The organism is Paraburkholderia sprentiae WSM5005 (genome assembly GCF_001865575.2).
In the GTDB taxonomy this organism is placed as follows: domain Bacteria; phylum Pseudomonadota; class Gammaproteobacteria; order Burkholderiales; family Burkholderiaceae; genus Paraburkholderia; species Paraburkholderia sprentiae.
On sequence record NZ_CP017561.2, the window covers coordinates 1,507,419 to 1,532,361 of the forward strand.

Below are 24,943 nucleotides of genomic sequence, written 5' to 3' on the forward strand. Positions count from 1 at the left end.
CGCCCGCAGCGTCGCCGCGACGCCCCCCGCAAACCCGATCCCCCAAGCGAGCCGTACGATGACCGTTGCTGCCCTGGCGCTCGAAAACATCACCTGCACGTTTGCTGCGCGCGACGCTCGCGCACAGCGCTACACGGCGGTCAAGGACACGACGCTGCGCATCGAGCCGGGCGAGTTCGTGTCGGTGGTCGGGCCGACCGGCTGCGGCAAGTCCACGCTGCTGAACATCGGTGCGGGGCTGCTGCAGCCGTCGGCGGGCGAGGTCAGCGTGTTCGGCGAAAAGCTCGGTGGCCTGAATCGCCGCGCGGGCTACATGTTCCAGGCCGATGCGCTGATGCCGTGGCGCTCGGCGCTCGACAACGTGATGGCCGGCCTGTCGTTTCGCGGCGTGTCGGCCCCGGAAGCGCGCGCGAAGGCCGAAGAGTGGTTGAAGCGCGTCGGTCTCGGCGGCTTCGGCGACCGCTATCCGCACCAACTGTCGGGCGGCATGCGCAAGCGCGTCGCGATGGCGCAGACGCTGATACTCGATCCCGACATCATCCTGATGGACGAGCCGTTTTCCGCGCTGGATATTCAAACGCGGCAACTGATGGAAAACGAGCTGCTCGATCTATGGGCTGCCAAGCGCAAGGCGGTGCTGTTCATCACGCACGATCTCGACGAAGCGATCGCGATGTCGGATCGCGTGGTGGTGCTGTCGGCCGGTCCCGCCACGCATCCGATCGGCGAGTTCCGGATCGACCTGCCGCGGCCGCGCGATGTGGCCGAAATCCGCTCGCATCCGCGCTTCGTCGAATTGCATGCGCAGATCTGGGGTGTGCTGCGCGATGAGGTGCTCAAGGGGTATCAGCAGCAACTGACCGCTGTTTGACCAGGCCGCGCATCGCTGCGCGCGCATTAAAAAAGAAGACGTGTTCGATAATCGTCGAAGGCGAACCAAGTCATGTGGAAGACGTTGCGCCCAAGCCGGGCGAATCTGGTGATCTGGCAGTGGCTGCTGCTCGTGCTGTGCTTTGTGCTGTGGTATGTGCTGACGAGCCCGACGCTAATGCCGCCGTTCTATTTCGACGATCCGAACAAGGCCGCGTTCTTTTTCGGCGAGCCGCAGAAAGTACTGCAGCGGATCTGGGAGTGGTTCACGGGCGGCGAGATCTATCTGCATTTGTGGATCACGCTCGTCGAGACCGTGCTCGCGTTCATGTTCGGCACCGCGATCGGGCTCGGCGTCGGCCTGTGGCTCGCGCTCGCGCCGACCGCGAGCGCGCTGTTCGATCCGTACGTGAAGGCCGCGAACTCGATGCCGCGCGTGATTCTCGCGCCGATCTTCGGCGTGTGGTTCGGCCTCGGTATCTGGTCGAAGGTCGCGCTCGGCGTCACGCTGGTGTTCTTCATCGTGTTCTTCAACGTGTATCAGGGCGTGAAGGAAGTGAGTCCGGTCGTGCTCGCGAACGCGCGCATGCTCGGCGCGAACCGCCAACAGCTGCTGCGCTTCGTCTATCTGCCGAGCGCGATGAGCTGGGTGTTTTCGAGCCTGCATACGTCGGTCGGGCTCGCGTTCGTGGGCTCGGTGGTGGGCGAGTATCTCGGCTCGGCGCGCGGTGTCGGCTATCTGATCCTGCAGGCCGAAGGTACTTTCGATATCAACACCGTGTTCGCGGGGATTCTGGTGTTGACCGCATTCGCGCTGGTTCTCGATGCGATCGTCGGGATGGCGGAGCGGCGCTTGATGAAGTGGCAGCCGCGCAGCGGAGAAACCGAGAAGCTGTGAGCGTGGATCGCGAGCGGCGCGGCGTCCGAACGAGGCTTCGGCCGCCGCGCTGTTTTTCATGCCGCTTGATGTGCTGCGCTACGGCGTGATCACCACCTTGCCGATCACCCGACGCTCGGCCATGTCGCGCAACGCGCGGCCGGTGTCGTCGAACGAATAGCGGGCGGACACGTAGGGCTTGAGCTTGCCTTCGCGAATCCAGCCGGTCATCTGCTCGAATGCCGCGCGATTGCGCTGTGGCTCACGCTTCGCGAAGTCGCCCCAGAACACCCCGACCACGCTTGCGCCCTTGAGCAACATCAGATTCAGTGGCAGCTTTGGGATCTCGCCGTTCGCAAAGCCGACCACCAGATAACGCCCCCGCCAGCCGATGCTGCGAAACGCCGGCTCCGCATACATGCCGCCGACCGGGTCGTAGATCACGTCCGGGCCTTTGCCGTCGGTGAGCGCCTTGATCCGCTCGCGCAGATCGTCGGTGCTGTAATTGATCGTCGCGTCCGCGCCATGCTTCACGCAGATCGCGAGCTTTGCGTCGCTCGAAGCGGCCGCGATCACGCGCGCGCCGAGCGCCTTGCCGATTTCGACCGCGGCGAGCCCGACGCCGCCTGCCGCACCCAGCACGAGCATCGTCTCGCCCGGCTGTAGCGCGCCGCGATCGACCACCGCGTGATGCGAGGTGCCGTACGCGAGCGTGAACGCGGCCGCGAGTTCGAACTCGACGTCGTCGTCAAGCGGCACGCAGGCCGCGGCGGGCGCGAGCGCCTGCTCGGCAAACCCGCCCGAGCCGATGAACGCGGCGACGCGCGAGCCCGGCCTGAACTGCGTGACACCTGCGCCCACCGCGCGTACGATGCCCGCCGCTTCCGAGCCCGGCGTGAACGGCAGCGGCGGCTTGAACTGGTATTTGTTCTCGATGATCAGCACGTCGGGAAAGTTGACGGCGGCGGCCTTCACATCGATCACGACGTGGCCAGGCGGCGGGTCGAGATCCTGCAGGTCGTCGACGACCAGACTCTCGGGCGGCCCGTACTGCTTGCAGCGAATCGCGCGCATCGCGTCTCCACATCGTTGAGGGTTCGCAACGGTTTCGAGTGTAAAGCAAGGCGTACGACCGTGCGATTTATTGCGCTGCTGTTGAGCACGTGCGGCGCGCGCTTCGTCGCAAAGCAGCATCTTCACCTTCGACGCAAGCATCCGCGCGCCGGAAAAACATCGGCTCACGCGACACTCGGGCCTGCTATGCGGACACGCCGGCCATGTCGTTCGCCTGCCATCTTTCCTCGGTTACAATCGGCGCATGCGAATCCTACTCAGCAACGACGACGGTTATCTGGCGCCGGGCCTCGCCGCGCTTTACGAAGCGCTGAAGCCGATCGCCGACATCACCGTGATGGCTCCCGAACAGAACTGCAGCGCGGCATCGAACTCCCTGACGCTGTGGCGGCCGCTGTCAGTCCTGCGTTCGGCGAACGGTTTCTACTACGTGAACGGCACGCCGACCGACTCGGTGCACATCGCGCTGACCGGCATGCTCGACCATAGGCCGGACCTCGTCGTGTCGGGCATCAACAACGGCCAGAACATGGGCGACGACACGCTGTATTCCGGCACCGTCGCAGCCGCCACCGAAGGCATCATGTTCGGCGTGCCGGCCATCGCGTTTTCGCTCGTCGACAAAGACTGGGCGCATCTCGAAGACGCGGCGCGGGTTGCCGCCGAAATCGTCGCGCATTATCTCGACCGTCCGTTGCCGGGGCATCCGCTGTTGAACGTCAATATTCCTAACCTGCCGTACGACCAGCTGCGCGGCTGGCAGATCACGCGGCTCGGCAAACGTCATCCGTCGCAGCCGGTGATCCGCCAAACCAATCCACGCGGCGAGCCGATCTACTGGATCGGCGCCTCGGGCCAGGCGCGCGACGCGAGCGAAGGCACGGACTTCCACGCGGTGGCCAACGGCGCCGTGTCGATTACGCCGTTGCAGCTCGACCTGACCTACACGCAAATGCTGCCCGCGGCGCGCGACTGGCTGCGCGCCGGGAGCGGCACTTCATGACCGGCGAGCGCGCGAAGCGCTTTCCGCTGGGGCTCGAGGACCTGGTGCGCGAACCGCGCCGGTCCGAGGGACGTCCGGGTGAGATGCGCGCGGCGGCGCTCGCGGCGAGCGCGGCGTTGAATACGCGGCAGCAGTCGGCGAAACCGACGCAGGGCGGGGCGGCCGCACGAGCGCAAGCGAAGACCTCCGCCGCTGCGCAACCTGCGCCGGCGACGCGACCCCAGGTGATTCCCCAGGCGAAGACGCCAAGCGCTTCGTCGGGCACGGCAACGGCCGCGACCGGTGCGATGCCGCCGAAGCCGCAAGCCGCACCAGTCGGGAAGACGACGGCGAACACGTTGGCTGGTGCATTGGCGGGCCAGCCTGTCCAGCAAGCACCGAAGTCGTCGGTCAAGCCGGCCAAGACCTCGACGCATGCGCGAGGCCATGGCGTACGCGCGACGCCATCGCCGCTTCGGTCGCAAGCGCAGCAAACCGCGAAACCCGCGCCGAACGCAGCGCTGGCCGGTGCGATGAGCGGCGCATTCGGCGGCGCGTTCAGTGGCGCAAGCAACGGCGCGATGAATAACGCGTTGGCGCTGACGTCGGAACGGGTTCGCGAACGCATGGTCGAACGCCTGCGAGGCAATGGCGTCAGCGATCAGCGGGTGCTGAACGCGATGGCGGCGGTGCCGCGCCACATGTTCGTCGATCCGGGCCTCGCGGCCCAGGCATACGAAGATGCCGCGCTGCCGATCGGTCATCACCAGACCATCTCGAAGCCGTCGGTGGTTGCGCGAATGATCGAGCTCGCGGCCGCCGGGCGCGCGCTGAACACCGTGCTCGAAATCGGCACCGGTTGCGGTTATCAGGCGGCCGTATTGAGCCGGGTCGCGCGCGAGGTTTATTCGATTGAACGCATCAAGCCGCTGTCCGAACGCGCGAAGACGAACCTGCGTCCGCTGCGCATTCCGAATATCCGGCTGCATTACGGCGACGGGCGGCTCGGTTTGCCGTCCGCGGCGCCGTTCGACGCGATCGTGATCGCGGCTGCCGGACTTGACGTGCCGCAGGCGTTGCTCGAGCAGCTTGCGATCGGCGGACGTCTGGTTGCGCCGGTCGGTTCACAGGAAGGACAGAGCCAGGTGCTGACGCTGGTCGAGCGCCTCGGGCCCGCGCAGTGGCGCGAGTCGCGGCTTGATCGCGTTTTCTTTGTACCCTTAAAATCCGGAGTGATTTGACACCGATGAGTATGTTGCGCGCGATGCAGAGAACCACCCCGAATACCCCCATGACCGTAACCCAGCGCAGCGTGTGCGTGCTCGCCTTGTCCCTGTTGATGACGGCCTGTGCATCCCGGCTCGACCAGGCGCCCGTCGTCGACCGCTCCGGCGCCGGCACGCTCGGCACCGCGCAGGCCGCGGCGCAACCGGCCGTGCCGCTCGGCCCGCCGCCGCCCGGCTACTATCGCGTGAAGCCGGGCGATACGCTGTACCGCATTGCGCTCGAGAACGGCCAGAATTACCGCGATATCTCGACGTGGAACAACCTGACCAACCCGAATCAGATCGAAGTCGGTCAGTTGCTGCGCGTCGTGCCGCCGGGCGCGAATACCGCGGCCACGACGCCGGGCGTGTCGACCGCGCCGATCGGCAGCACGGGCTCGGTGCAAAGCGCACCGCTGAACAACAACGCGCCGGCCGTGGTCGGCGCTGCGATGCCGCCGCTCTACGGCGGCCCGACCAACGGTACGCCCGCGAATGGTGCGCTCGCTGCGCCTGCGGCCAATTCCTCTGCGGCGAGCGCCGACACCGGCAGCGTCGCGGCGGGCAACGTAGCATTTGCATGGCCGGTGCGCGGTCCGCTACTCGGCACGTTTAACGACTCGACCAACAAGGGCGTGAATATCGGTGGCTCCGCGGGCGAGCCGGTCAAAGCGTCAGCGGATGGTCGGGTCGTCTATGCCGGAAATGGGCTGCGTGGTTACGGCAATCTCATTATCATCAAGCATGATGCAACTTATCTCACCGCGTATGCACACAACCGCGCTTTGATGGTAAAAGAGGGGGACGCGGTAACGAAAGGACAGAAAATCGCGGAGATGGGCAATAGCGATTCCGACCGCGTGATGTTGCATTTCGAAGTTCGCCGACAGGGTAAACCAGTCGACCCACTGAAGTATTTGCCGCCGCAATAAGCGATACGACCATGCCGAAATCGAAGCGCCGCCCACCGCAAGCCGAGTCTGAAAAGATCAGCGAAGTCACGTCCGCCGCAGCAGTGGACGAAAGCGGCGCTTCGGAAGTGGAAGACGAGGTCGTCGAGGAGCGCGGACTCGACGAACGCCAGAGCGGCCTCGACGACAGCGAGGGCGCTGACACGCGCGAAGGCACGGCCGACGCGCTGCCCGATGCCGACGATTTCCGCGCACTGCTGCAGGCCGAACTCACGGCCGACACGATCCAGCATTATCTGAATCGCATCAGCGTGAAGCCGCTGCTCACCGTCGAGGAAGAGCAGAAATATTCGCGCCTTGCCAAGGCCGGCGAGTTCGAAGCGCGGCAGGTGATGATCGAGCGCAATCTGCGGCTGGTCGTCAGCATTGCCAAGGGTTATCTGAATCGCGGCGTGCCGCTGCTCGATCTGATCGAAGAGGGCAATCTCGGCCTCATGCACGCAATCGAGAAATTCGATCCGACGCGCGGCTTCCGTTTTTCGACTTACGCGACGTGGTGGATCCGCCAGAGCATCGAGCGCGCGATCATGAACCAGGCGCGCACCGTGCGATTACCCGTGCATGTGATTCGTGAGCTCAACCAGGTGTTGCGCGCGAAGCGTCATCTGGAAAAGAACTCGATGAATTCCGGCGAGGCGGCCGAGCGCCGTGACGCGAGCATCGACGACATCGCCTATCTGACCGGCAAGACCGCCGACGAAGTGACCGACATCCTCGCGTTGAACGAGCACACCGCGTCGCTCGACGCCCCGCTCGACCTCGATCCGGCCAGCAGTCTGCTCGATTTGCTGTCGGACGACCAGAGCCAGTCGCCAGACGCCGAGGTGCAGCATCGCGAGCTTGAAACGCTGACGCGGGCCTGGCTCGCGCGCTTGTCGGACAAGCACCGCCATGTGATCGAACGGCGCTTCGGTCTGAATCACATCGAGCCCGCCACGCTCGAGGAACTGGCCGACGAAATGGGCCTCACGCGCGAGCGTGTGCGCCAGATCCAACAGGAAGCGCTGGTGCGACTCAAGCGCTTCTTCGCCTCGAACGGTGTCCGCAAAGACGCCGTTCTCTGACCTGATGACACCGATTCTTGTTTTCGACATCGAGACGATTCCCGATGTCGCCGGCATCCGCCGTCTCGAAGATTTGCCCGCGTCGATGAGCGACGCCGAAGTCGCCGAGCACGCGTTCGCCGCGCGCCGCGAAAAAACCGGCAGCGATTTTCTGCCGCATCACCTGCAAAGGGTCGCGGCGATTTCCTGCGTGTTCCGCGACAACAACGGTTTTCGCGTGCGCTCGCTCGGCGCGCCCGAGGACGGCGAGGCGACGCTCGTGCAGTCGTTCTATCGCGTGATCGAGAAGTACACGCCGCAGATCGTGTCCTGGAACGGCGGCGGTTTCGATCTGCCGGTGCTCAATTATCGCGCGCTCGTCAACGGCATCCCGGCCTACCGGTTCTGGGATCTCGGCGAGGACGACCGCGATTTCAAGTGGAATAACTACATCAGCCGCTACCACGCGCGCCACACCGATCTGATGGACGTGCTCGCGATGTACCAGGCGCGCGCCAATGCGCCGCTCGACGCGCTCGCGAAGATGTGCGGCTTCCCGGGCAAGATGGGCATGGACGGCAGCCAGGTCTGGCAGGCGTTCCAGCAAGGGCGCATCGAGGAAATCCGCAATTACTGCGAGACCGACGTCGTCAACACGTACCTGCTGTATTGCCGCTTCCAGTTGATTCGAGGCGGCTTTTCACCGTCGGAGTATGCCGACGAGATCAACCTCGTGAAGAACGCGCTTGCGCTGGAAACGGCGCCGCAGTGGGCCGGGTATCTGGCGGCGTTCGAGCAGTAAGCGCGAGCGAGCAGGGCTCGCGTGCGGCAGCCGCGCCGCGATCCGCACGCAGCGCAGGCGAGCCCGGCGCTTCGTCTACAATCTCGCCTTTCCCCACAGTTTGTCCAGGAAGTCCGCAGGTGTCCCGAACTGCCCCCCAACGTCGCTCGCCGCGGCGCTCATCGAAGCATGCCAGGGCGCAGGCCCCGGCGCCGGCGCCCGTCATCACCGGCAACGAACCGGTTATCGAAATCGTGTCGCTCGACATGGAAGCGCGCGGCGTAGGCCGCACCACGAGCGAAGACGGCACGTCAGGCAAGGTCGTGTTCGTCGAAGGCGCACTGCCGGGTGAACTCGTCAGCTATGCAACCTATCGCAGCAAGCCGAAATTCGAGCAAGCCGAAGTGGTCCAGGTGTTGCGCGAGAGCGTGATCCGCACGACACCGAAATGCGCGTACTTCGACATCTGCGGCGGCTGCTCGATGCAGCATCTCGACACGCGCGCGCAGGTGGCGGTCAAGCAACGCGTGCTCGAGGACAACCTGCAGCATCTGGCGAAGCTGCGCCCCGAAACGGTGTTCCGGCCGATTCACGGGCCGTCCTGGGGTTATCGCTATCGCGCACGGCTCGCGGTGCGCTTTCTACCCGAGCGCGGCGGCATGCGCATCGGCTTTCACGAGAAGAAGAGCAGCTATATCGCCGACATGAAGACCTGTGAGGTGCTGCCGCCGCATGTGTCGGCGCTGCTGATGCCGCTGCGCTTCATGGTCCGCAAGCTGTCGATCTACGACCGGATGCCGCAGCTCGAGCTCGCGGTCGGCTCGTCGGTGACGGCGCTCGTCGTGCGCAACCTCGAACCGCTGACGGCCGGGGACGAGCAGGTGCTGCGCGAGTTCGCCGACGAGCACGACGTGCAGTTCTGGATCCAGCCGGGTGGTCCCGACACGGCCACGCCGTTTTATCCGCTCGACGTGCAGCTCGAGTACACGCTGCCCGAATACGGTATCCGCATGCCGTTCAAGCCGACTGATTTCACGCAGGTCAATCACGCGATCAACCGCGTGCTGGTGAGCCGCGTATTGCGCTTGCTCGCGCCGTCGCGCACCGACCGCGTGCTCGACCTGTTCTGCGGGATCGGCAACTTCACGCTGCCGCTCGGGCGAATCTCGCGAGAAGTGGTCGGCATCGAGGGCAGCGAAGCGCTGGTCCAGCGCGCGCTCGCGAACGCGGAGCTAAACGGCGTCGCGGGGCATACGTCGTTCGCGTGCCGCAACCTGTTCGAAGTCACCGCCGACGACCTGCGCGCGCTCGGCCACTTCGACAAGTTCCTCATCGATCCGCCACGCGAGGGCGCGCTCGCGATCGCGAAGGCGCTCGCGGAGATCGCGCAGAGCGGCAACGGACCTCTGCCGAAGCGCATCGTCTACGTGTCGTGCGCGCCGGCGACACTCGCGCGCGACGCCGGCCTGCTCGTGCACGAGGCCGGCTATCGGCTGGTCGGCGCGGGCGTCGTCAACATGTTCCCGCATACGTCGCACGTGGAATCGATCGCGCTGTTCGAGCGCGATTGAGTCTCGCGGCGCGCATAAAGCAAAAACGCCACGACCGAGGTCGTGGCGTTTTTGCTTTCAGACGACGCTCAGCGTGGCGTCGGCGCGTGGGGCGTCAGAACTGCCACCACGACTTTGCCGTGCCGGCCCGTGCGCGGCCGGTGACATACGGGCTGTCGGGGAAGGTGCCGGCCAGCACGCGACGCGTGTCGTCGGCCAGTTGCTGGTTGTTCAGCTTCTCGTACGACAGGATCATGATGTGCAGCGCGTCTTCGATGGCCGGCGCGTTCTTGTACTCACGCAACGCGAGCTGCGCGCGGTTGATTGCGGCGACATAAGCGCCGCGGCGATAGTAGTAGTCCGCCGTGTGGACTTCGTGCGATGCAAGCGCATTCACGATGTAGCGCATGCGCTGCGCGGCGTCGGGCGCGTACTTGCTGTTCGGGAAACGGTCCACCACGACCTTGAACGCGTCATACGACTCGCGCAGCGACTTCGGATCGCGCTCGCTCATGTCCTGGCCCGAGAAGCGGCCGAACAGACCCAGGTCGTCGTTGAAGTGGATCATGCCTTTCAGGTAGTACGCGTAGGCGATGTCCGGATGATCGGGGTGCAGCTGGATGAAGCGGTCGATGGCCTGGTCGGCGGCGGCGTTTTCGTTGTCCTTCCAGTTGCAGTACGCGACGTTGATCTGCGCCTGCTGGGCGAAGTGGCCGAACGGGTCGCGGCCCTCGAGCATCTCGAAATACTTCGCGCACTTGCCGAAGTCACCACCGGTCAGGGCGTCGTTCGCCTCCGTATATAATTTGTTGTTGGGCCACGTTGCCGTTTCGTCGGTCTTCTCCGGCAGGCCGTGGCAAGCCGCGATAGCGACGACGGCCGCGGCGCACGCGACGTATCCGGCCACTTTCCGGGCCGCCTTCTTGATGGCCGCCAAATTGATCGCCGCTTCAGTGATGGTGTTCAAGGCTCGCATTTTCCAGTCTAGCTTTACGTCCAGGTGACCCAGACTCAATGACCCGCTCAAATACTCCAGGCACCGCAGGCGCCGGGAATGGCAACGAAGATTATAGCGTAAGCGCCGACCCCGCCGACGCGTTGGGCGCCGATTCCCTCGACGACGATTTCACCGGCGACGCGCTCGCGGCAAGCGGCCCGCAAGGCTCCGCGGCCACGGCCGCAGCCGTGCCGGTTCGCCCGGCCGACGAGGCGCCGCGCAGCGTCGTGGCGCCCGACGAACTGGCCGGCGAACGCCTCGACAAGGTGCTCGCGAAGGTATTTCCGGAGTTCTCGCGCAGCCGTCTGCAAAGCTGGATCGAGGCGCAGCGGGTACACGTCGACGGCAAGCCGGCCAGGATCCGCCAACCGGTGCCGCTTGGCGCCACGATCGAACTCGTGCCCGATCTGCTGCCCGAGCAGCTCGCCTTTACGCCCGAGCCGGTGCCGCTCGACATCGTCTACGAGGACGACACGCTCGTCGTCATCAACAAGCCGGCCGGCATGGTCGTGCATCCGGCCGCCGGCAACTGGAGCGGCACCGTGCTGAACGGTCTGCTGCACCGCTACGGCGAGGCCGCGGCGGGTCTGCCGCGCGCGGGCATCGTGCATCGGCTCGACAAGGAGACCTCGGGACTGATGGTGGTCGCGCGCACGCTCCAGGCGCAGACCGACCTCGTGCGTCAGTTGCAGGCGCGCACGGTGAAGCGCCGCTATCTCGCGCTCGTGTGGGGCAACATGCCCGACGAAGGCACGATCGACGCGCCGATCGGCCGCGATCCGCGCGAGCGCACGCGCATGGCCGTGGTGACGGGCGCGGCCGGCAAGCCGGCGCGCACGCATTTCCGGCGCGTCGCCTCGGCGATCTGGCAGCGTCAGCCGGTCACGGCGATTCACTGCGATCTGGAGACCGGGCGCACGCATCAGATTCGCGTGCATTGCGCGCATATCGGCCATCCGTTGCTTGGCGACCCCGTGTACGGACGCGCGCGCGGCAAGCGCTCGGTCACGCCGCTGCCGGACGGCTTCGCGCGTCAGGCGCTGCACGCGTGGCGGCTCGGGCTGATCCATCCGAACACCGGCCGCTCGATGCAATGGCGCGCCGACGTGCCCGCCGATATGGAGGCGTTGTCGGCGGCGCTCGGTCTGGGGCGCGACGACGCGGGCGGGTTCGACGACGCGTATGACGAGGATGAGGACTACGATGCATCGCTCGACGACGGCGCGTACGATGAAGACAGCGACCAGGACGAGGACGATCGCGCATGAGCAGGAATTTGCCGGAACTGAGTTTTGCCGATGTCGTGCAACCCCCGTGGAACGTGTCGCCGCGCGTGCGCGCGCTGGTGACCACCCGTGACGGCGGCGTCAGCGACGCGCCGTTCGGCCGCTGGCGCGACGGCGCTGACCGGCCAGGCGGTCTGAATCTGGGCCTGAAGACCGGCGACGATCCCGCCGCGGTCGCGAGCAATCGCGCACGGCTCGTCGCGCTGACCGGTGTTCGCGAGGCCGCGTGGCTCGAACAGATCCACGGCGCGGCCATCGTACGTGCGGAGGATGCGCTCGCGCACGCGCGCGAGCATGGCGCGCCGGCGCGCGCCGACGCGGGCGTCACCGATCGCGCGGGCATCGCGTGCGTCGTGATGGTGGCCGATTGCATGCCGGTGCTGTTGTGCGACGAAGCGGGGCGCGCGGTCGGCGCGGCGCATGCCGGCTGGCGCGGACTCGCGGCGGGCATCGTCGAGCAGACGGCAGCGCGGGTCGCGGCGCTGGCGGGGGTGCAGGCGAACGAGCTGCATGCGTACTTGGGACCGTCGATCGGGCCCAACGCATTTGAAGTCGGCACGGACGTGCGTGACGCCTTCATGAATGGGACCGACGGCGCACAACGCAATGCGGCCGCGAAGGCATTCGTCGCGCATCCCGAGAATGCCGGCAAATATCTCGCCGATCTGCCCGCGCTCGCGCGCCTGCGTCTGCAGCGGCTCGGCGTGACGCGCATCAGCGGCGGCGATCTGTGCACGGTCACGCTGCGCGAGCGTTTTTACTCGTATCGCCGCGACCGCGAAACCGGCCGTATGGCCGCGCTGATCTGGATCGACGAACAGGCGCAATCCATTGCCGATTAATTCGGGATGCCGCGCGTGCGCATCTCGTCATACTTTTAGAATCGAACGGTGGTTTTATTCCATCTGAATGAGCCTCGGCTCATGATTGTCGAATCTGATTGCGGGTGCGCCGCCGAAAGCCTGTGTCCGGGCCGTCAGCCGGATTTTTGTTGCACTGCCGAAACGCCCGCCGATAGCGCGAATCGGCCGCCGGCTGTGTGGGCGGCCGAACGGATAAATATGCTTAAATGCCATGCGTCGCGGGAGTTTGTCGATCTGCGCCCCGCGTGAGTCATTGGGTCCGTGATAGCGCGATTAGCCATACAGGGAAAACGATAATTAAAAAGCTATCGCACTGCGGCAAAATCGGGAACAAGCATTGACATGCCTTGTGATGGGGAGCAAGAATGTTCGTCCAAGCTCCTCCTTGTTCATGGGCCAGGGCGTGACGGATTCGCGAGTCATCGCTACGCGCACATGAACCTGCCTCTCAACCCGTCCGCGAGGACTTACCGGTCAAAAGCAGGCATGGCAGCATCTCATTCCTCAGCTTCCCCCAGCACGGACTCCTCGAAGGAGCACACGCAGCAGGCCGGTACGAGCGGTGCATCGTCAGCCGCAGGCATGCAGCAATTTCTCGACGCCTGGATGAACGCATGGCGTTCGTTCGGCGCCCCGCCAAACGGCACGATGTTCCAGATTCCCTCACTGCCGCACATGCCGGACCTCGCGCAGATCGCGGCAGGCTTCCCGCAAATACCCGCGTTTCCCGGCATGCCCGACTTCAGCAAGCTCGCCGCCGGCGCGCTGCCGTCGTTGCCGGCGCTGAGCATTCCCGCCGCCGCGATTCCGCCCGAGCGTTTGCAGAAGCTGCAGACCGACTATTCGCGCGAAGCGATGGAACTGATCCAGCAGGCCACCACGTCGGCGAGCAAGGCGCCCGAACTCAAGGACCGGCGCTTTAGCGCGGACGCCTGGAGCGCGGCGCCGGCCTACGCGTTCACCGCCGCATGGTATCTGCTGAACGCGCGCTATCTGCAGCAGATGGTCGACGCGCTCGACACCGTGCCGAAAATGCGCGAGCGCATTCGCTTCGCGGTTCAGCAGTGGACCGCGGCGGCCTCGCCGAGCAACTACTTGGCGCTGAATCCCGAAGCGCAGAAAACGCTGCTCGACAGCAACGGCGAGAGCCTTCGCCAAGGAGTGATGAACCTGCTCGGCGACCTGCAGCGCGGCAAGATTTCCCAAACCGACGAATCGCGTTTCGCGGTTGGCGAGAACCTTGCCAACACCGAGGGCTCGGTCGTGTTCGAGAACGAGCTGCTGCAGCTGATCCAATATAAGCCGCGCACGCCGAGCGTGCGCGAGCGGCCGCTGCTTATCGTGCCGCCGTGCATCAACAAGTTCTACATTCTCGATCTGCAGCCCGAAAACTCGCTGGTCGCGCACGCGCTCGATTCGGGCCACCAGGTGTTCCTGATTTCGTGGCGCAACGCGGATCAGTCCATCGCGCACAAGACATGGGACGACTACATCGACGAGGGCGTGCTCACGTCGATCGATACCGTGCGCAAGATCAGCGGCCGCGAGCAGATCAATACGCTCGGCTTCTGCGTCGGCGGCACGATGCTCGCCACCGCGCTCGCGGTGGCCGCGGCGCGCGGCGAACATCCGGCCGCGTCGATGACGCTGCTCACGGCGATGCTCGACTTCTCCGACACGGGCGTGCTCGACATATTCGTCGACGAGGCGCATGTGCAGATGCGCGAGCAGACCATCGGCGGCAAGAACGGCGCGCCGCCGGGACTGATGCGCGGCATCGAGTTCGCCAACACGTTCTCGTTCCTGCGTCCGAACGACCTCGTATGGAACTACGTCGTCGACAGCTATCTGAAGGGCCGCACGCCGGTGCCGTTCGACCTGCTGTACTGGAACAGCGACTCGACCAGTCTGCCGGGGCCCATGTACGTCTGGTATCTGCGCAACACGTATCTTGAGAACAAGCTGCGCGAGCCCGGTGCATTGACCACCTGCGGCGAGCCGATCGATCTAACGAAAATCGACGTGCCGACCTTCATTTACGGTTCACGCGAAGACCATATCGTGCCGTGGCAAACCGCGTATGCGTCGGCGCCACTGCTTACCGGACCGCTGAAGTTCGTGCTCGGCGCATCGGGCCATATCGCCGGCGTGATCAATCCGCCCGCGAAGAACAAGCGCAGCTTCTGGAAGCTCGATACCGACGCGAAGACGCTGCCCGAACGCGCGGACGATTGGTTCGACGCGGCGACCGAAGTGCCCGGCAGCTGGTGGCCCGAATGGACCGGGTGGCTCGATCAGTACGGCGGCAAGAAAGTGAAGCCGCGCGCCACGCTGGGCTCCGACGAATTCCCGGTCATCGAGCCGGCGCCGGGCCGCTACGTGCGGCAACGGGAGTAAGGTTCACGCACAGGCTCGACGCGCGCGTCCGATGTTGCTGTCGACGTCGGCCATAGCGCGCAGTCAGCAGGTGCGTAGCTGTTTGGCAGGTGAATGAGCGTCTGGTTGACGAAGGCGTGAGAGCAACGCGAGTTGCAACGCAATTTTTAACGTAACGGGCTGCGGCGCGGTTGGCCGCGATGCCCGGAGGATATGGAAATGACTGATGTTGTGATCGTATCGGCCGCTCGTACTGCAGTGGGCAAGTTTGGTGGGTCGCTGGCGAAGATCGCCGCGCCCGAACTCGGCGCGCTCGCGGTGCGCGCCGTGCTCGAACGGGCAGGCGTGAAGCCGGAACAGGTGAGCGAAGTTATTCTGGGCCAGGTGCTGACCGCGGGCTCCGGTCAGAACCCCGCGCGTCAGGCGCTGATCAAGGCGGGGTTGCCGTCGTCCGTGCCGGGCATGACGATCAACAAGGTCTGCGGCTCCGGTCTGAAGGCCGTGATGCTCGCGGCCAACGCGATCATTGCCGGCGACGCGGACATCGTCGTCGCAGGCGGCCAGGAAAACATGAGCGCCGCGCCGCACGTGCTGCCGGGTTCGCGCGACGGTTTCCGCATGGGTGACGCGAAGCTGATCGACTCGATGATCGTCGACGGCCTGTGGGACGTCTACAACCAGTACCACATGGGCGTGACGGCTGAAAACGTCGCGAAGGAACACGGCATCACGCGCGAACAGCAGGACGCGTTCGCGGCGCTGTCGCAGAACAAGGCGGAAGCCGCGCAGAAGGCAGGGCGCTTCAACGACGAAATCGTGCCGGTCGAGATTCCGCAACGCAAGGGCGAGCCGCTGCGCTTCGCCACCGACGAATTCGTGCGTCATGGCGTGACGGCCGAATCGCTCGCGGGCCTGAAGCCGGCGTTTTCGAAGGAAGGCACGGTCACGGCGGCGAATGCATCGGGTCTGAACGACGGCGCGGCCGCGGTGCTCGTGATGTCGTTGAAAAAGGCGGAAGCGCTCGGCCTCACGCCGCTCGCGCGCATCAAGGCGTACGCGAACGCGGGTGTCGATCCGAAGGTGATGGGCATGGGCCCGGTGCCGGCTTCGCGCCGTTGCCTCGAGCGCGCGGGCTGGACGCCGGCCGATCTCGACCTCATGGAAATCAACGAAGCGTTTGCCGCGCAGGCGCTCGCCGTGCATAAGCAGATGGGCTGGGACACGTCGAAGATCAACGTGAACGGCGGCGCGATTGCGATCGGCCACCCGATCGGCGCGTCCGGTTGCCGGATTCTCGTCACGCTGCTGCACGAAATGCAGAAGCGCGATGCGAAGAAGGGTCTGGCGTCGCTGTGTATCGGCGGCGGCATGGGTGTGGCGCTGGCGGTCGAGCGCGTTTAAAGTGCGCTGAGTACGCCGCGCTGCAACCCGCATCAGGCGAGGCACGAGGCGGCCGGCGGGCGCCTCGACAACGATAACGGAGTATGGTTTATGACACAGCGAATTGCGTACGTAACGGGCGGCATGGGCGGCATCGGCACCAGCATCTGCCAGCGTCTGCACAAGGAAGGCTTCAGGGTGGTCGCGGGCTGCGGCCCGAACTCGCCGCGCCGTGCCAAGTGGCTCGACGAGCAGAAAGCGCTCGGCTACGACTTCGTCGCCTCCGAGGGCAACGTCGGTGACTGGCAATCGACCAAGGACGCATTCGACAAAGTGAAGGCCGAAGTCGGCGAGATCGACGTGCTGGTCAACAATGCCGGCATCACGCGCGACGTCGTGTTCCGCAAGATGACGCACGAAGACTGGACGGCGGTGATCGACACCAACCTGACCAGCCTGTTCAACGTCACGAAGCAGGTGATCGACGGCATGGTCGAGCGTGGCTTTGGCCGCGTGATCAACATTTCGTCGGTGAACGGCCAGAAGGGCCAGTTCGGTCAGACCAACTACTCGACCGCGAAGGCCGGCATTCACGGCTTCACGATGTCGCTCGCGCAGGAAGTCGCGACCAAGGGCGTGACGGTCAACACCGTGTCGCCGGGCTACATCGGTACCGACATGGTCAAGGCGATCCGCCCGGACGTGCTGGAAAAAATCGTCGCGACGATTCCGGTGCGCCGCCTCGGTCAGCCGGACGAAATCGGCTCGATCGTCGCTTGGCTCGCGTCGGAGGAATCTGGCTTCGCTACCGGTGCGGACTTTTCGCTGAACGGCGGCTTGCATATGGGCTGAGCCATCGCTGCGCCGGACCGCAGGGCGGCGCACTTCGGCTCAGATGGTTTCGCCGGCGTCCCGGCTGCGCAATCGCTCGATTGCACAGCCCGGACGCCGTTTCCGCGTTTGCTTAACTGGAGCTTAAAGGCGTTACATGACTACTACTACAAAGAAAACGGCCGAACGACTGATCAAGAAATATCCGAATCGTCGGCTCTACGACACCGAGACGAGCACCTACATCACGCTGACCGATGTGAAGCAGCTCGTGCTCGATCAGGAAGATTTCAAGGTGATCGATGCCAAAAGCAACGAGGACCTGACGCGCTCGATCCTGCTGCAGATCATTCTCGAAGAAGAGAGCGGCGGCCTGCCGATGTTCTCGTCGTCGATGTTGTCGCAGATCATCCGGTTCTACGGTCATGCGATGCAGGGCATGATGGGCACCTATCTGGAAAAGAATATCCAGGCCTTCATCGACATTCAGGCAAAGCTCGCCGACCAGTCGAAGAATCTCTATGAAGGCAAGGCGATGAATCCCGAAGTCTGGTCGCAGTTCATGAACATGCAAGCGCCGATGATGCAGGGCATGATGACCAGCTATATCGAGCAATCGAAGAACATGTTCGTGCAAATGCAGGAGCAGATGCAGAACCAGGCGAAGACCATGTTCGCCACGTTCCCGTTCACGCCGGGCGGCGCGGTCAACGCGAGCAACGCGAGCAATGCGCCGGCTACGCCGCAGGGGAATCCGGAGACGGAAAAGAAGTGAAGCAATGAGTGGCCGCGAGCTCGCGGGAGTGCGCAGCCGCCGACGCGCTACAATGGCGGCCCGCGCGTGCGGGACGCTGGTCCGTCGGAACCCGATTCCGGCGGCGGCTCAGTGTCCGTTGCGTCCACTGCCGGCACACCGCTGCATGCGCCGTTACCGTTTTCCTTCCGCTGGCCCCATCCTATGTTTCAGACCGTCTCCCTGATCGCGTCGGTGTCTTGCGTTGCCAAGGCGGCGCGGATCATTCTGCGGTGACCCGCTGTTCACCCACATCCTTATGAGTCGGCTGTTTCTCGCCCCAATGGAAGGGCTTGCGGACTACGTGCTGCGCGACGTGCTGACGAGCGCGGGCGCTTTCGACGGCTGCGTGTCCGAGTTCATCCGCATCACAGGCTCGCTCTTGCCGACCCGCGTCTACGAGCGCGAAGCGCCCGAAATTTTGCACTCGAACGTGACCGTCAGCGGCACCCCGATGGTGATCCAGCTGCTCGGCAGCGATCCTGAATGGATGGCGCGCAATGCCGCGCATGCGGCCACGCTGTCGCCCTACGGTATCGACCTGAACTTCGGCTGTCCCGCCAAAGTCGTCAATCAGCATGGCGGTGGCGCGATGCTGCTCGCGAACCCGAAGCTGCTGAACCGGATCGTCGCGGCCGTGCGCGCCGCGGTGCCGACCGACATCGCGGTGACGGCAAAAATGCGCCTCGGCGTGGCCGACACGTCGCAGGCGATCGAATGCGCGCAGGCGCTCGCGGACGGCGGCGCGGCCTCGCTCGTCGTGCATGCGCGCACGCGCGACGACCGCTACCGGCCGCCTGCCCACTGGGAGTGGATCGCGCGCATCGACGACGCCGTCGACGTGCCCGTGATCGCGAACGGCGAGGTCTGGACGGTGGCGGACTGGCAGCGCTGCTGCTCGGTCAGCGGCTGCGCGGACGTGATGATCGGGCGCGGCGCCGTATCGGATCCGTTCCTCGCGCAGCGAATCCGCGGGCTCATGGACCCGTGCCCGTCGTCCGACGAATGGCAGCAGGTGTTGCGATCGATCATCGGCTACATCGACAAGCTGCGTGCGCACGGCACGCTGACCCACGAGCACGGCCGCGTCAAGAAGTGGCTCAGCTACCTGCAACGGACGTGGCCGCAAGCGGCCGAACTGCATGCGGCGATCCGGCGAGTGCAGGACTCTGACGAAATTCTTACGGTGATCGGCCAGGCGCTGACGGTGGCAGGCGCGTCCACGCCGACGCGTCAGGACGTTTTCAGCGACGAAAACTGCGAGCTGGATCAGCCCGATCGGGCCGAATCCGTCTCCGTTTGAAGACTAGAATTCAAAGACTTACGAGCGGTGGCGGTGGCGAACCGCTACAATTCAGGGTTTAACGTCTTCAAGCGGTTCCCCATGTCTTCCACCCCCTCGAACGCTCCCGTCGTGCCGGGCGCCACGCCGAAAGTCGGCTTCGTTTCTCTCGGCTGCCCCAAGGCCCTCGTCGATTCCGAGCAGATCATCACCCAGCTGCGCGCCGAAGGCTACGAAATCTCCGGCACCTATGACGGCGCGGACCTCGTGGTCGTCAACACTTGCGGCTTCATCGACGAAGCCGTGCAGGAAAGCCTCGACGCAATCGGCGAAGCGCTCAACGAAAACGGCAAGGTGATCGTCACTGGCTGCCTCGGCGCGAAGAAGAGCGCGAGCGGTTCGGGGCTGATCGAGGAAGTGCATCCGAAGGTGCTCGCGGTGACCGGCCCGCACGCGCTCGGCGAGGTCATGCAGGCGGTGCACAGCCATCTGCCGAAGCCGCACGATCCGTTCGTCGATCTGGTGCCCGCCGCGGGCGTCAAGCTCACGCCGCGCCACTACGCATACCTGAAGATTTCCGAAGGCTGCAATCACCGTTGCACGTTCTGCATCATCCCGTCGATGCGCGGCGATCTCGTGTCGCGCCCGGTCGCCGACGTGATGCTCGAAGCGGAGAATCTGTTCAAGTCCGGCGTTAAAGAACTGCTGGTGATTTCTCAGGACACGAGCGCGTACGGCGTCGACGTCAAATACCGCACCGGTTTCTGGAACGGCAAGCCGATCAAGACGCGCATGACGGATCTGGTCGCCGCGCTCGGCGAACTCGCCGCGCAATACGGCGCGTGGGTGCGCCTGCACTATGTGTATCCGTATCCGAGCGTCGATGAAGTGATTCCGATGATGGCCGCCGGTCCGTACAAGGGCCACGTGCTGCCGTATCTCGACGTGCCGTTCCAGCACGCGCACCCGGAAGTGTTGAAACGCATGAAGCGCCCGGCCAACGCCGAGAAGGTGATGGAGCGCGTGAAAGCGTGGCGCGAGATCTGCCCGGATCTGACGATTCGCAGCACCTTCATCGCGGGCTTTCCCGGCGAGACCGAAGAGCAGTTCCAGACGCTACTCGATTTCATCCGCGAGGCGGAGCTCGATCGCGTTGGGTGCTTCGCGTATTCACCGGTCGAAGGCGCGAGCGCGAATGAACTCGACGGCGCGCTGCCCGACGAAGTGCGCGAGGACCGTCGCGCGCGCTTCATGGAAGTGGCCGAGCAGGTGTCGGCCAAGCGCATCGCGAAGAAGGTCGGCAAAACGCTGAAGGTGCTGGTCGACGACATCAACGCGGACGGCGGCATCGGCCGTACCGCGGCGGACGCGCCGGAGATCGACGGCGTTGTCTATATCGCGCCGTCCACCAAGGCGTCGAAGCGCTACAAGGTCGGCGAATTCGTATCCGTGAAAATGACCGGCGCGGACGGTCACGATCTGTGGGGCGAGGTTTAAGCGATGACGCTCAGCGCAGCAGGTTCCGAAGCTCGAACACCGGACATCCTCGCGCTCGGCGAGGCGATGATCGAGTTCAACCAGTCGGCCAAGGATCAGCCGAACTATCTGCAAGGTTTCGGCGGCGACACGTCGAACTTCTGCATCGCGGCCGCGCGCCAGGGCGCGCGGACCGGCTTCGTGTCCGCAGTCGGCGCCGATCATTTCGGACGCCTGCTCGTCGATCTGTGGGAGCGCGAGCGCGTCGATACGTCGTTCGTGCGCATCGATGCGCAAGCGTCGACCGGCGTCTATTTCGTCTCCCACGGCCCCAACGGCCACGCGTTCGACTATCTGCGCGCGGGCTCCGCGGCGAGCCGCTATGCGCCGGCCGATCTGCCGCGCGACGCGCTCGCGGCGGCGAAGGTCGTGCATCTGTCCGGCATCAGCCTCGCGATCAGCGTGAGCGCCTGCGACGCCGCGCTCGAGGCGATCGCGCATGCGCGCGCGAATCGCGTGCGCGTGAGCTTCGACACCAATCTGCGGCTGAAGCTGTGGCCGCTCGCGCGGGCGCGCGCGGTGATGCTCGAGGCGATCCGCCAGACCGACATCTGCCTGCCGAGCTGGGACGACGTGACCGAACTGACGGGGCTGACCGGCCGCGACGAAATCGTCGATTTTCTGCTGTCGCACGGCCCGCGCGTGGTCGCGCTGAAGCTCGGCAAGGACGGCTCGTATATCGCGACGCCTGACGAGCGGCGCGTCGTGCCGGGCCACGTCGTCGATGCGGTCGATGCGACCGGCGCCGGCGACTGCTTTGGCGGCGCGTTCATCGCGCGCATCGTCGCGGGCGACGATCCATTTACCGCCGCGCGTTACGCGAACGTCGCCGCCGCGCTGTCGACGCAAGCTTATGGCGCGGTCGCGCCGATCCCGTCGCGCGAGACAGTCGAGCGGGTGCTGGCGGGCTAGCTATGACGTGAGCCGAGCGCGGCGCAGCCTGGCCCCGCGCTTGCGCAATCATCCAGGCAGACTGAACAGACGACAGGAGGGGCAAGCTATGCAACGGGACGTCGTGGTGGTAAGCGGTGTACGCACGGCAATCGGCACGTTCGGCGGCAGCCTGAAGGAGTTCGCGCCGACCGATCTCGGCGCGCGCGTCGTGCGCGAAGTGCTCGAACGCGCGAGCGTGTCGGGTGACGAAGTCGGGCACGTCGTGTTCGGCAACGTCGTGCACACCGAGCCGAAGGACATGTACCTCGCGCGCGTCGCCGCGATCAACGGCGGGGTCGCGCAGCATACGCCCGCGCTGACCGTGAACCGGCTGTGCGGATCGGGCTTGCAGGCGATCGTGTCGGCCGCACAGAGCGTGCTGCTCGGCGACGCCGACATCGCGATCGGCGGCGGCGCTGAAAACATGAGCCGCGCGCCTTACTCGATGCCGGCCGCGCGCTTCGGCCAGCGCATGGGCGACGCGCGCCTCGTCGACATGATGGTCGGCGCGCTCAACGATCCGTTTCAGTCGATCCATATGGGCGTGACCGCCGAGAACGTCGCGCGCAAGTACGAGATCTCGCGCGACGCGCAGGACGCGCTCGCGCTCGAGTCGCATCGTCGCGCAGCCCACGCGATTACGAGCGGCTACTTCAAGGAACAGATTCTGCCGATCACGATTCCGTCGAAAAAGGGCGACGCCGTGTTCGACACGGACGAGCACGCGCGGATGAACGCAACGGCGGAAGACTTCGCGAAGCTGAAGCCGGTGTTCGCGAAGGACAATGGCACGGTGACGGCTGGCAACGCGTCGGGCATCAACGACGCGGCCGCGGCCGTCGTGCTGATGGAGCGTAGCGTCGCCGAGCGGCGCGGCGTGAAGCCGTTGGCGCGGCTGGTGTCGTACGCGCATGCGGGCGTCGATCCGGCGTACATGGGTATCGGGCCGGTGCCGGCGAGCCGCAAGGCGCTCGAGCGGGCGGGCATCACCGTCGCCGAGCTCGATGTGATCGAGGCCAACGAGGCATTCGCCGCGCAAGCGTGCGCGGTCAGTAAGGAGCTCGGCTTCGATCCGGCCAAGGTCAATCCGAATGGCTCGGGCATTTCGCTCGGCCATCCGATCGGCGCGACCGGCGCGCTGATCACCGTGAAGGCGCTGTACGAGTTGCAGCGCATCGGCGGGCGCTATGCGCTCGTCACGATGTGCATCGGCGGCGGCCAGGGCATCGCGGCGGTTTTCGAGCGTCTGTGACCGCGCGCGGCAGGCCGGCTTCGCACGGGTAGCAAGCAGGAACCAGCAGGAACCAGCAACAAGGATGGACAGCATGCAGGAAGCGGAAGTGACGAAGGGGTCGGCAACGCGCAGGTTGCGCCGCCGCACCGGCGCGGTGACGTGCGCCGCCGCGCTGTTGTGCGCCGGCACGATACTTTGGATGCCATCGCAGGCGTGGGCGGAAAGCGATGCGGTCAAGGAGCTGGCCGCGCCGCCGCCGATCCAGCTGCCGCTGAAGCCGAGCCCCGAGTTCGCGAAGTTTCCGCGCTACGTGGGCACGCTCGGCGCGCGCCCCATCGTGCTGCGGCTCGGGCCCAAGACCGACGATCCGTCCGGCGTGCACGGCGAGTATCAGTACACCGATAGCGGCGAGGTGATCCTGATCGCCGGCGATCGCGACGGCGATACGCTCGAAGTCGAGGAATCGAACGACGGCACGCATATCACCGGCAACTGGGTCGGCAAGTTCGCGGCGGACGGCTCGCTCGAAGGCGACCGCATGAACGTCGACGATTCGAACCCGCAGGCGTTCAACCTGAAGCCGCTGGCGGCGGCCAAGGCTGCAACCCCAGCTCCGCAACCGGCCGCGGTCAACGGCGCTCCCGCGCCGGCGCCCGCTGCCGGCGCACACCCGGTAGGCGGCGTCAGCAACCTGCAAACGGGCGACTGACGCGCTCGCCCGCCGGGCCTCCGGCATCGTGAGGCGCGGCGGCTGTGTCAGTGCCGCTTCCCTGGTTTTCATCGAACTTCACATGACAGAATCCAAACGCAAACGTGGTCTGCAAACCCGCATCGTGCATGCCGAGGACCAGATCACGCCGGGCTTCGAGTCGTTCTCGACGCCGGTCACGCGCGCGTCGACGGTGGTGTTCCCCGACCTCGCCGCGATGCGCGCGCTCGACTGGAAGAACGACGCGCAATGGCGCTACGGCCTGCATGCGACGCCAACGCAGATCGCGCTCGCGCAGCGCCTCGCCGCGATCGAGGGCGGCAAACATGCGTTGCTGCAGCCGTCGGGGCTGTCGTCGATCTCGAACGTGTACTTCGGTCTTTTGAAGGCCGGCGACGACGTGCTGATCCCCGATAACGTCTACTCGCCCAACCGCGACCACGGCGACTGGCTCGCGCGCGATTTCGGCATCACGGCGCGCTACTACGATCCGCTGATCGGCGCGGGCATCGCCAGTCTGATCCGGCCGAACACGCGCCTGATCTGGATCGAGGCGCCGGGCTCGGTGACGATGGAAGTGCCCGACGTACCCGCCATCACCGCGGCGGCGCGCGCGCGCAAGGTCGTCACCGCGATCGACAACACGTGGTCCGCGGGCCTCGCGTTCCGGCCGTTCGACCACGGCGTCGACATCTCGGTGCAGGCGCTGACCAAATACCAGTCGGGCGGCGGCGACGTGCTGATGGGCGCGACGATCACGGTCGAGCGCGACGTGCATGTGAAGCTGAAGGCGGCGCGCATGCGCATGGGCATCGGCGTGTCCTCGGACGACTGCTCGTTGATCCTGCGTAGCCTGCCGAGCATGCAACTGCGTTTCGCGCAGCACGATCGCGCGGCGCTATCGCTCGCGGCGTGGTTGAAGAGCCGGCCGGAAATCGTCGCGGTGCTGCATCCGGCGCTTGCCGACTGTGCGGGGCACGAAGTGTACAAGCGCGACTTCACCGGCGCGGGCGGCCTGTTCTCGGTCGTGTTCGACGAGCGGTATAGCGCGGCACAGATCGACACGTTCTGCGAATCGCTCGAACTGTTTTCGCTCGGCTGGAGTTGGGGCGGCGCGCATAGCCTCGCGATGCCATACGACATTGCGTCGATGCGCACGGCGGCACAGTGGCCGCACCGCGGCACGCTGGTGCGCTTCTATATCGGTCTCGAGGACGAGGCGGATCTGCGTGCGGATATCGAGCAGAGCCTCGCGACGCTCGCTTAGCGCGCGAGCCCGGTTCGCAACGGTGGTCAGCGAAGCCCGCCGG

The 24,943-nt window shown here is 65.5% G+C and carries 22 protein-coding genes; 20 read left to right on the top strand and 2 right to left on the bottom strand.

Going from position 1 to position 24,943, the window contains the following annotated elements:
* Window positions 1-58: 58 nt before the first annotated feature.
* Entirely contained in the window at window positions 59-871 is an 813-nt protein-coding gene (locus BJG93_RS06930) for an ABC transporter ATP-binding protein (protein ID WP_027197582.1), read from the top strand.
* A 72-nt stretch (window positions 872-943) separates the two neighbouring features.
* Window positions 944-1,768: an ABC transporter permease gene (locus BJG93_RS06935; protein ID WP_027197583.1), complete on the top strand. Its 825-nt coding sequence runs from the start codon at window positions 944-946 to the stop codon at window positions 1,766-1,768.
* A gap of 78 nt (window positions 1,769-1,846) precedes the next feature.
* On the opposite strand, the gene BJG93_RS06940 is transcribed toward BJG93_RS06935, so the two are convergent.
* Entirely contained in the window at window positions 1,847-2,821 is a 975-nt protein-coding gene (locus BJG93_RS06940) for an NADPH:quinone oxidoreductase family protein (RefSeq protein WP_027197584.1), read from the bottom strand.
* A gap of 244 nt (window positions 2,822-3,065) precedes the next feature.
* On the opposite strand from BJG93_RS06940, the gene surE reads away from it, so the two are divergent.
* From surE to rlmD, 6 genes are all read left to right on the top strand, one after another.
* Window positions 3,066-3,824 carry a 5'/3'-nucleotidase SurE gene (gene surE, locus BJG93_RS06945; RefSeq protein ID WP_027197585.1) on the top strand — a complete coding sequence of 253 codons (759 nt, stop codon included), beginning with the start codon at window positions 3,066-3,068 and terminating at the stop codon, window positions 3,822-3,824.
* Window positions 3,821-5,044 carry a protein-L-isoaspartate(D-aspartate) O-methyltransferase gene (locus tag BJG93_RS06950; protein ID WP_027197586.1) on the top strand — a complete coding sequence of 408 codons (1,224 nt, stop codon included), beginning with the start codon at window positions 3,821-3,823 and terminating at the stop codon, window positions 5,042-5,044. Before surE ends, BJG93_RS06950 begins: the two co-directional genes overlap by 4 nt.
* Before the next feature lie 5 nt (window positions 5,045-5,049).
* On the top strand, window positions 5,050-6,000 hold the full coding sequence (locus BJG93_RS06955; RefSeq protein WP_027197587.1) for a peptidoglycan DD-metalloendopeptidase family protein: 951 nt from the start codon (window positions 5,050-5,052) through the stop codon (window positions 5,998-6,000).
* A gap of 11 nt (window positions 6,001-6,011) precedes the next feature.
* Complete coding sequence (rpoS, locus tag BJG93_RS06960) at window positions 6,012-7,103, top strand: RNA polymerase sigma factor RpoS (protein WP_027197588.1); 1,092 nt, start codon at window positions 6,012-6,014, stop codon at window positions 7,101-7,103.
* 4 nt (window positions 7,104-7,107) lie between these two features.
* Window positions 7,108-7,884 (top strand): 3'-5' exonuclease, encoded by a 777-nt coding sequence (locus BJG93_RS06965; RefSeq protein ID WP_027197589.1) that lies wholly within the window; start codon window positions 7,108-7,110, stop codon window positions 7,882-7,884.
* A 119-nt stretch (window positions 7,885-8,003) separates the two neighbouring features.
* Entirely contained in the window at window positions 8,004-9,434 is a 1,431-nt protein-coding gene (gene rlmD, locus BJG93_RS06970) for a 23S rRNA (uracil(1939)-C(5))-methyltransferase RlmD (RefSeq protein ID WP_027197590.1), read from the top strand.
* Between the two features lie 94 nt (window positions 9,435-9,528).
* Here the strand turns inward: rlmD and BJG93_RS06975 are convergent, their stop codons facing one another.
* Window positions 9,529-10,389, bottom strand: a complete 861-nt coding sequence (locus BJG93_RS06975) for an outer membrane protein assembly factor BamD (RefSeq protein WP_034479338.1) — start codon at window positions 10,387-10,389, stop codon at window positions 9,529-9,531.
* Window positions 10,390-10,427: 38 nt separating this feature from the next.
* Between BJG93_RS06975 and BJG93_RS06980 the strand changes: the two genes are divergently transcribed.
* The 12 genes from BJG93_RS06980 (at window position 10,428) to BJG93_RS07035 (ending at window position 24,900) form a co-directional block, all read left to right on the top strand.
* Window positions 10,428-11,678 carry an RluA family pseudouridine synthase gene (locus tag BJG93_RS06980; protein ID WP_027197592.1) on the top strand — a complete coding sequence of 417 codons (1,251 nt, stop codon included), beginning with the start codon at window positions 10,428-10,430 and terminating at the stop codon, window positions 11,676-11,678.
* Window positions 11,675-12,538 carry a peptidoglycan editing factor PgeF gene (pgeF, locus tag BJG93_RS06985; protein ID WP_027197593.1) on the top strand — a complete coding sequence of 288 codons (864 nt, stop codon included), beginning with the start codon at window positions 11,675-11,677 and terminating at the stop codon, window positions 12,536-12,538. Before BJG93_RS06980 ends, pgeF begins: the two co-directional genes overlap by 4 nt.
* Before the next feature lie 603 nt (window positions 12,539-13,141).
* Window positions 13,142-14,956 carry a class I poly(R)-hydroxyalkanoic acid synthase gene (phaC, locus tag BJG93_RS06990; protein ID WP_027197594.1) on the top strand — a complete coding sequence of 605 codons (1,815 nt, stop codon included), beginning with the start codon at window positions 13,142-13,144 and terminating at the stop codon, window positions 14,954-14,956.
* A gap of 198 nt (window positions 14,957-15,154) precedes the next feature.
* A complete protein-coding gene (locus BJG93_RS06995; RefSeq protein ID WP_027197595.1) occupies window positions 15,155-16,336 on the top strand; it encodes an acetyl-CoA C-acetyltransferase in 1,182 nt (393 codons plus the stop codon).
* 90 nt (window positions 16,337-16,426) lie between these two features.
* Entirely contained in the window at window positions 16,427-17,167 is a 741-nt protein-coding gene (locus BJG93_RS07000; protein WP_027197596.1) for a 3-ketoacyl-ACP reductase, read from the top strand.
* A 136-nt stretch (window positions 17,168-17,303) separates the two neighbouring features.
* A complete protein-coding gene (phaR, locus tag BJG93_RS07005) occupies window positions 17,304-17,921 on the top strand; it encodes a polyhydroxyalkanoate synthesis repressor PhaR (RefSeq protein ID WP_027197597.1) in 618 nt (205 codons plus the stop codon).
* A 277-nt stretch (window positions 17,922-18,198) separates the two neighbouring features.
* Window positions 18,199-19,242, top strand: a complete 1,044-nt coding sequence (locus tag BJG93_RS07010; RefSeq protein WP_027197598.1) for a tRNA dihydrouridine synthase — start codon at window positions 18,199-18,201, stop codon at window positions 19,240-19,242.
* An 81-nt stretch (window positions 19,243-19,323) separates the two neighbouring features.
* Window positions 19,324-20,718, top strand: coding sequence for a 30S ribosomal protein S12 methylthiotransferase RimO (rimO, locus tag BJG93_RS07015; protein ID WP_034479965.1), 1,395 nt, complete (start codon window positions 19,324-19,326; stop codon window positions 20,716-20,718).
* Between the two features lie 3 nt (window positions 20,719-20,721).
* The gene (locus tag BJG93_RS07020) at window positions 20,722-21,669 is read left to right on the top strand and encodes a sugar kinase (RefSeq protein ID WP_027197600.1); all 948 of its coding nucleotides are present in this window, start codon (window positions 20,722-20,724) and stop codon (window positions 21,667-21,669) included.
* Window positions 21,670-21,757: 88 nt separating this feature from the next.
* Window positions 21,758-22,942 (top strand): beta-ketothiolase BktB, encoded by a 1,185-nt coding sequence (gene bktB, locus BJG93_RS07025; RefSeq protein ID WP_027197601.1) that lies wholly within the window; start codon window positions 21,758-21,760, stop codon window positions 22,940-22,942.
* A 73-nt stretch (window positions 22,943-23,015) separates the two neighbouring features.
* On the top strand, window positions 23,016-23,633 hold the full coding sequence (locus BJG93_RS07030) for a hypothetical protein (protein WP_027197602.1): 618 nt from the start codon (window positions 23,016-23,018) through the stop codon (window positions 23,631-23,633).
* 82 nt (window positions 23,634-23,715) lie between these two features.
* The gene (locus tag BJG93_RS07035; RefSeq protein WP_027197603.1) at window positions 23,716-24,900 is read left to right on the top strand and encodes a cystathionine beta-lyase; all 1,185 of its coding nucleotides are present in this window, start codon (window positions 23,716-23,718) and stop codon (window positions 24,898-24,900) included.
* Window positions 24,901-24,943 lie beyond the last annotated feature (43 nt).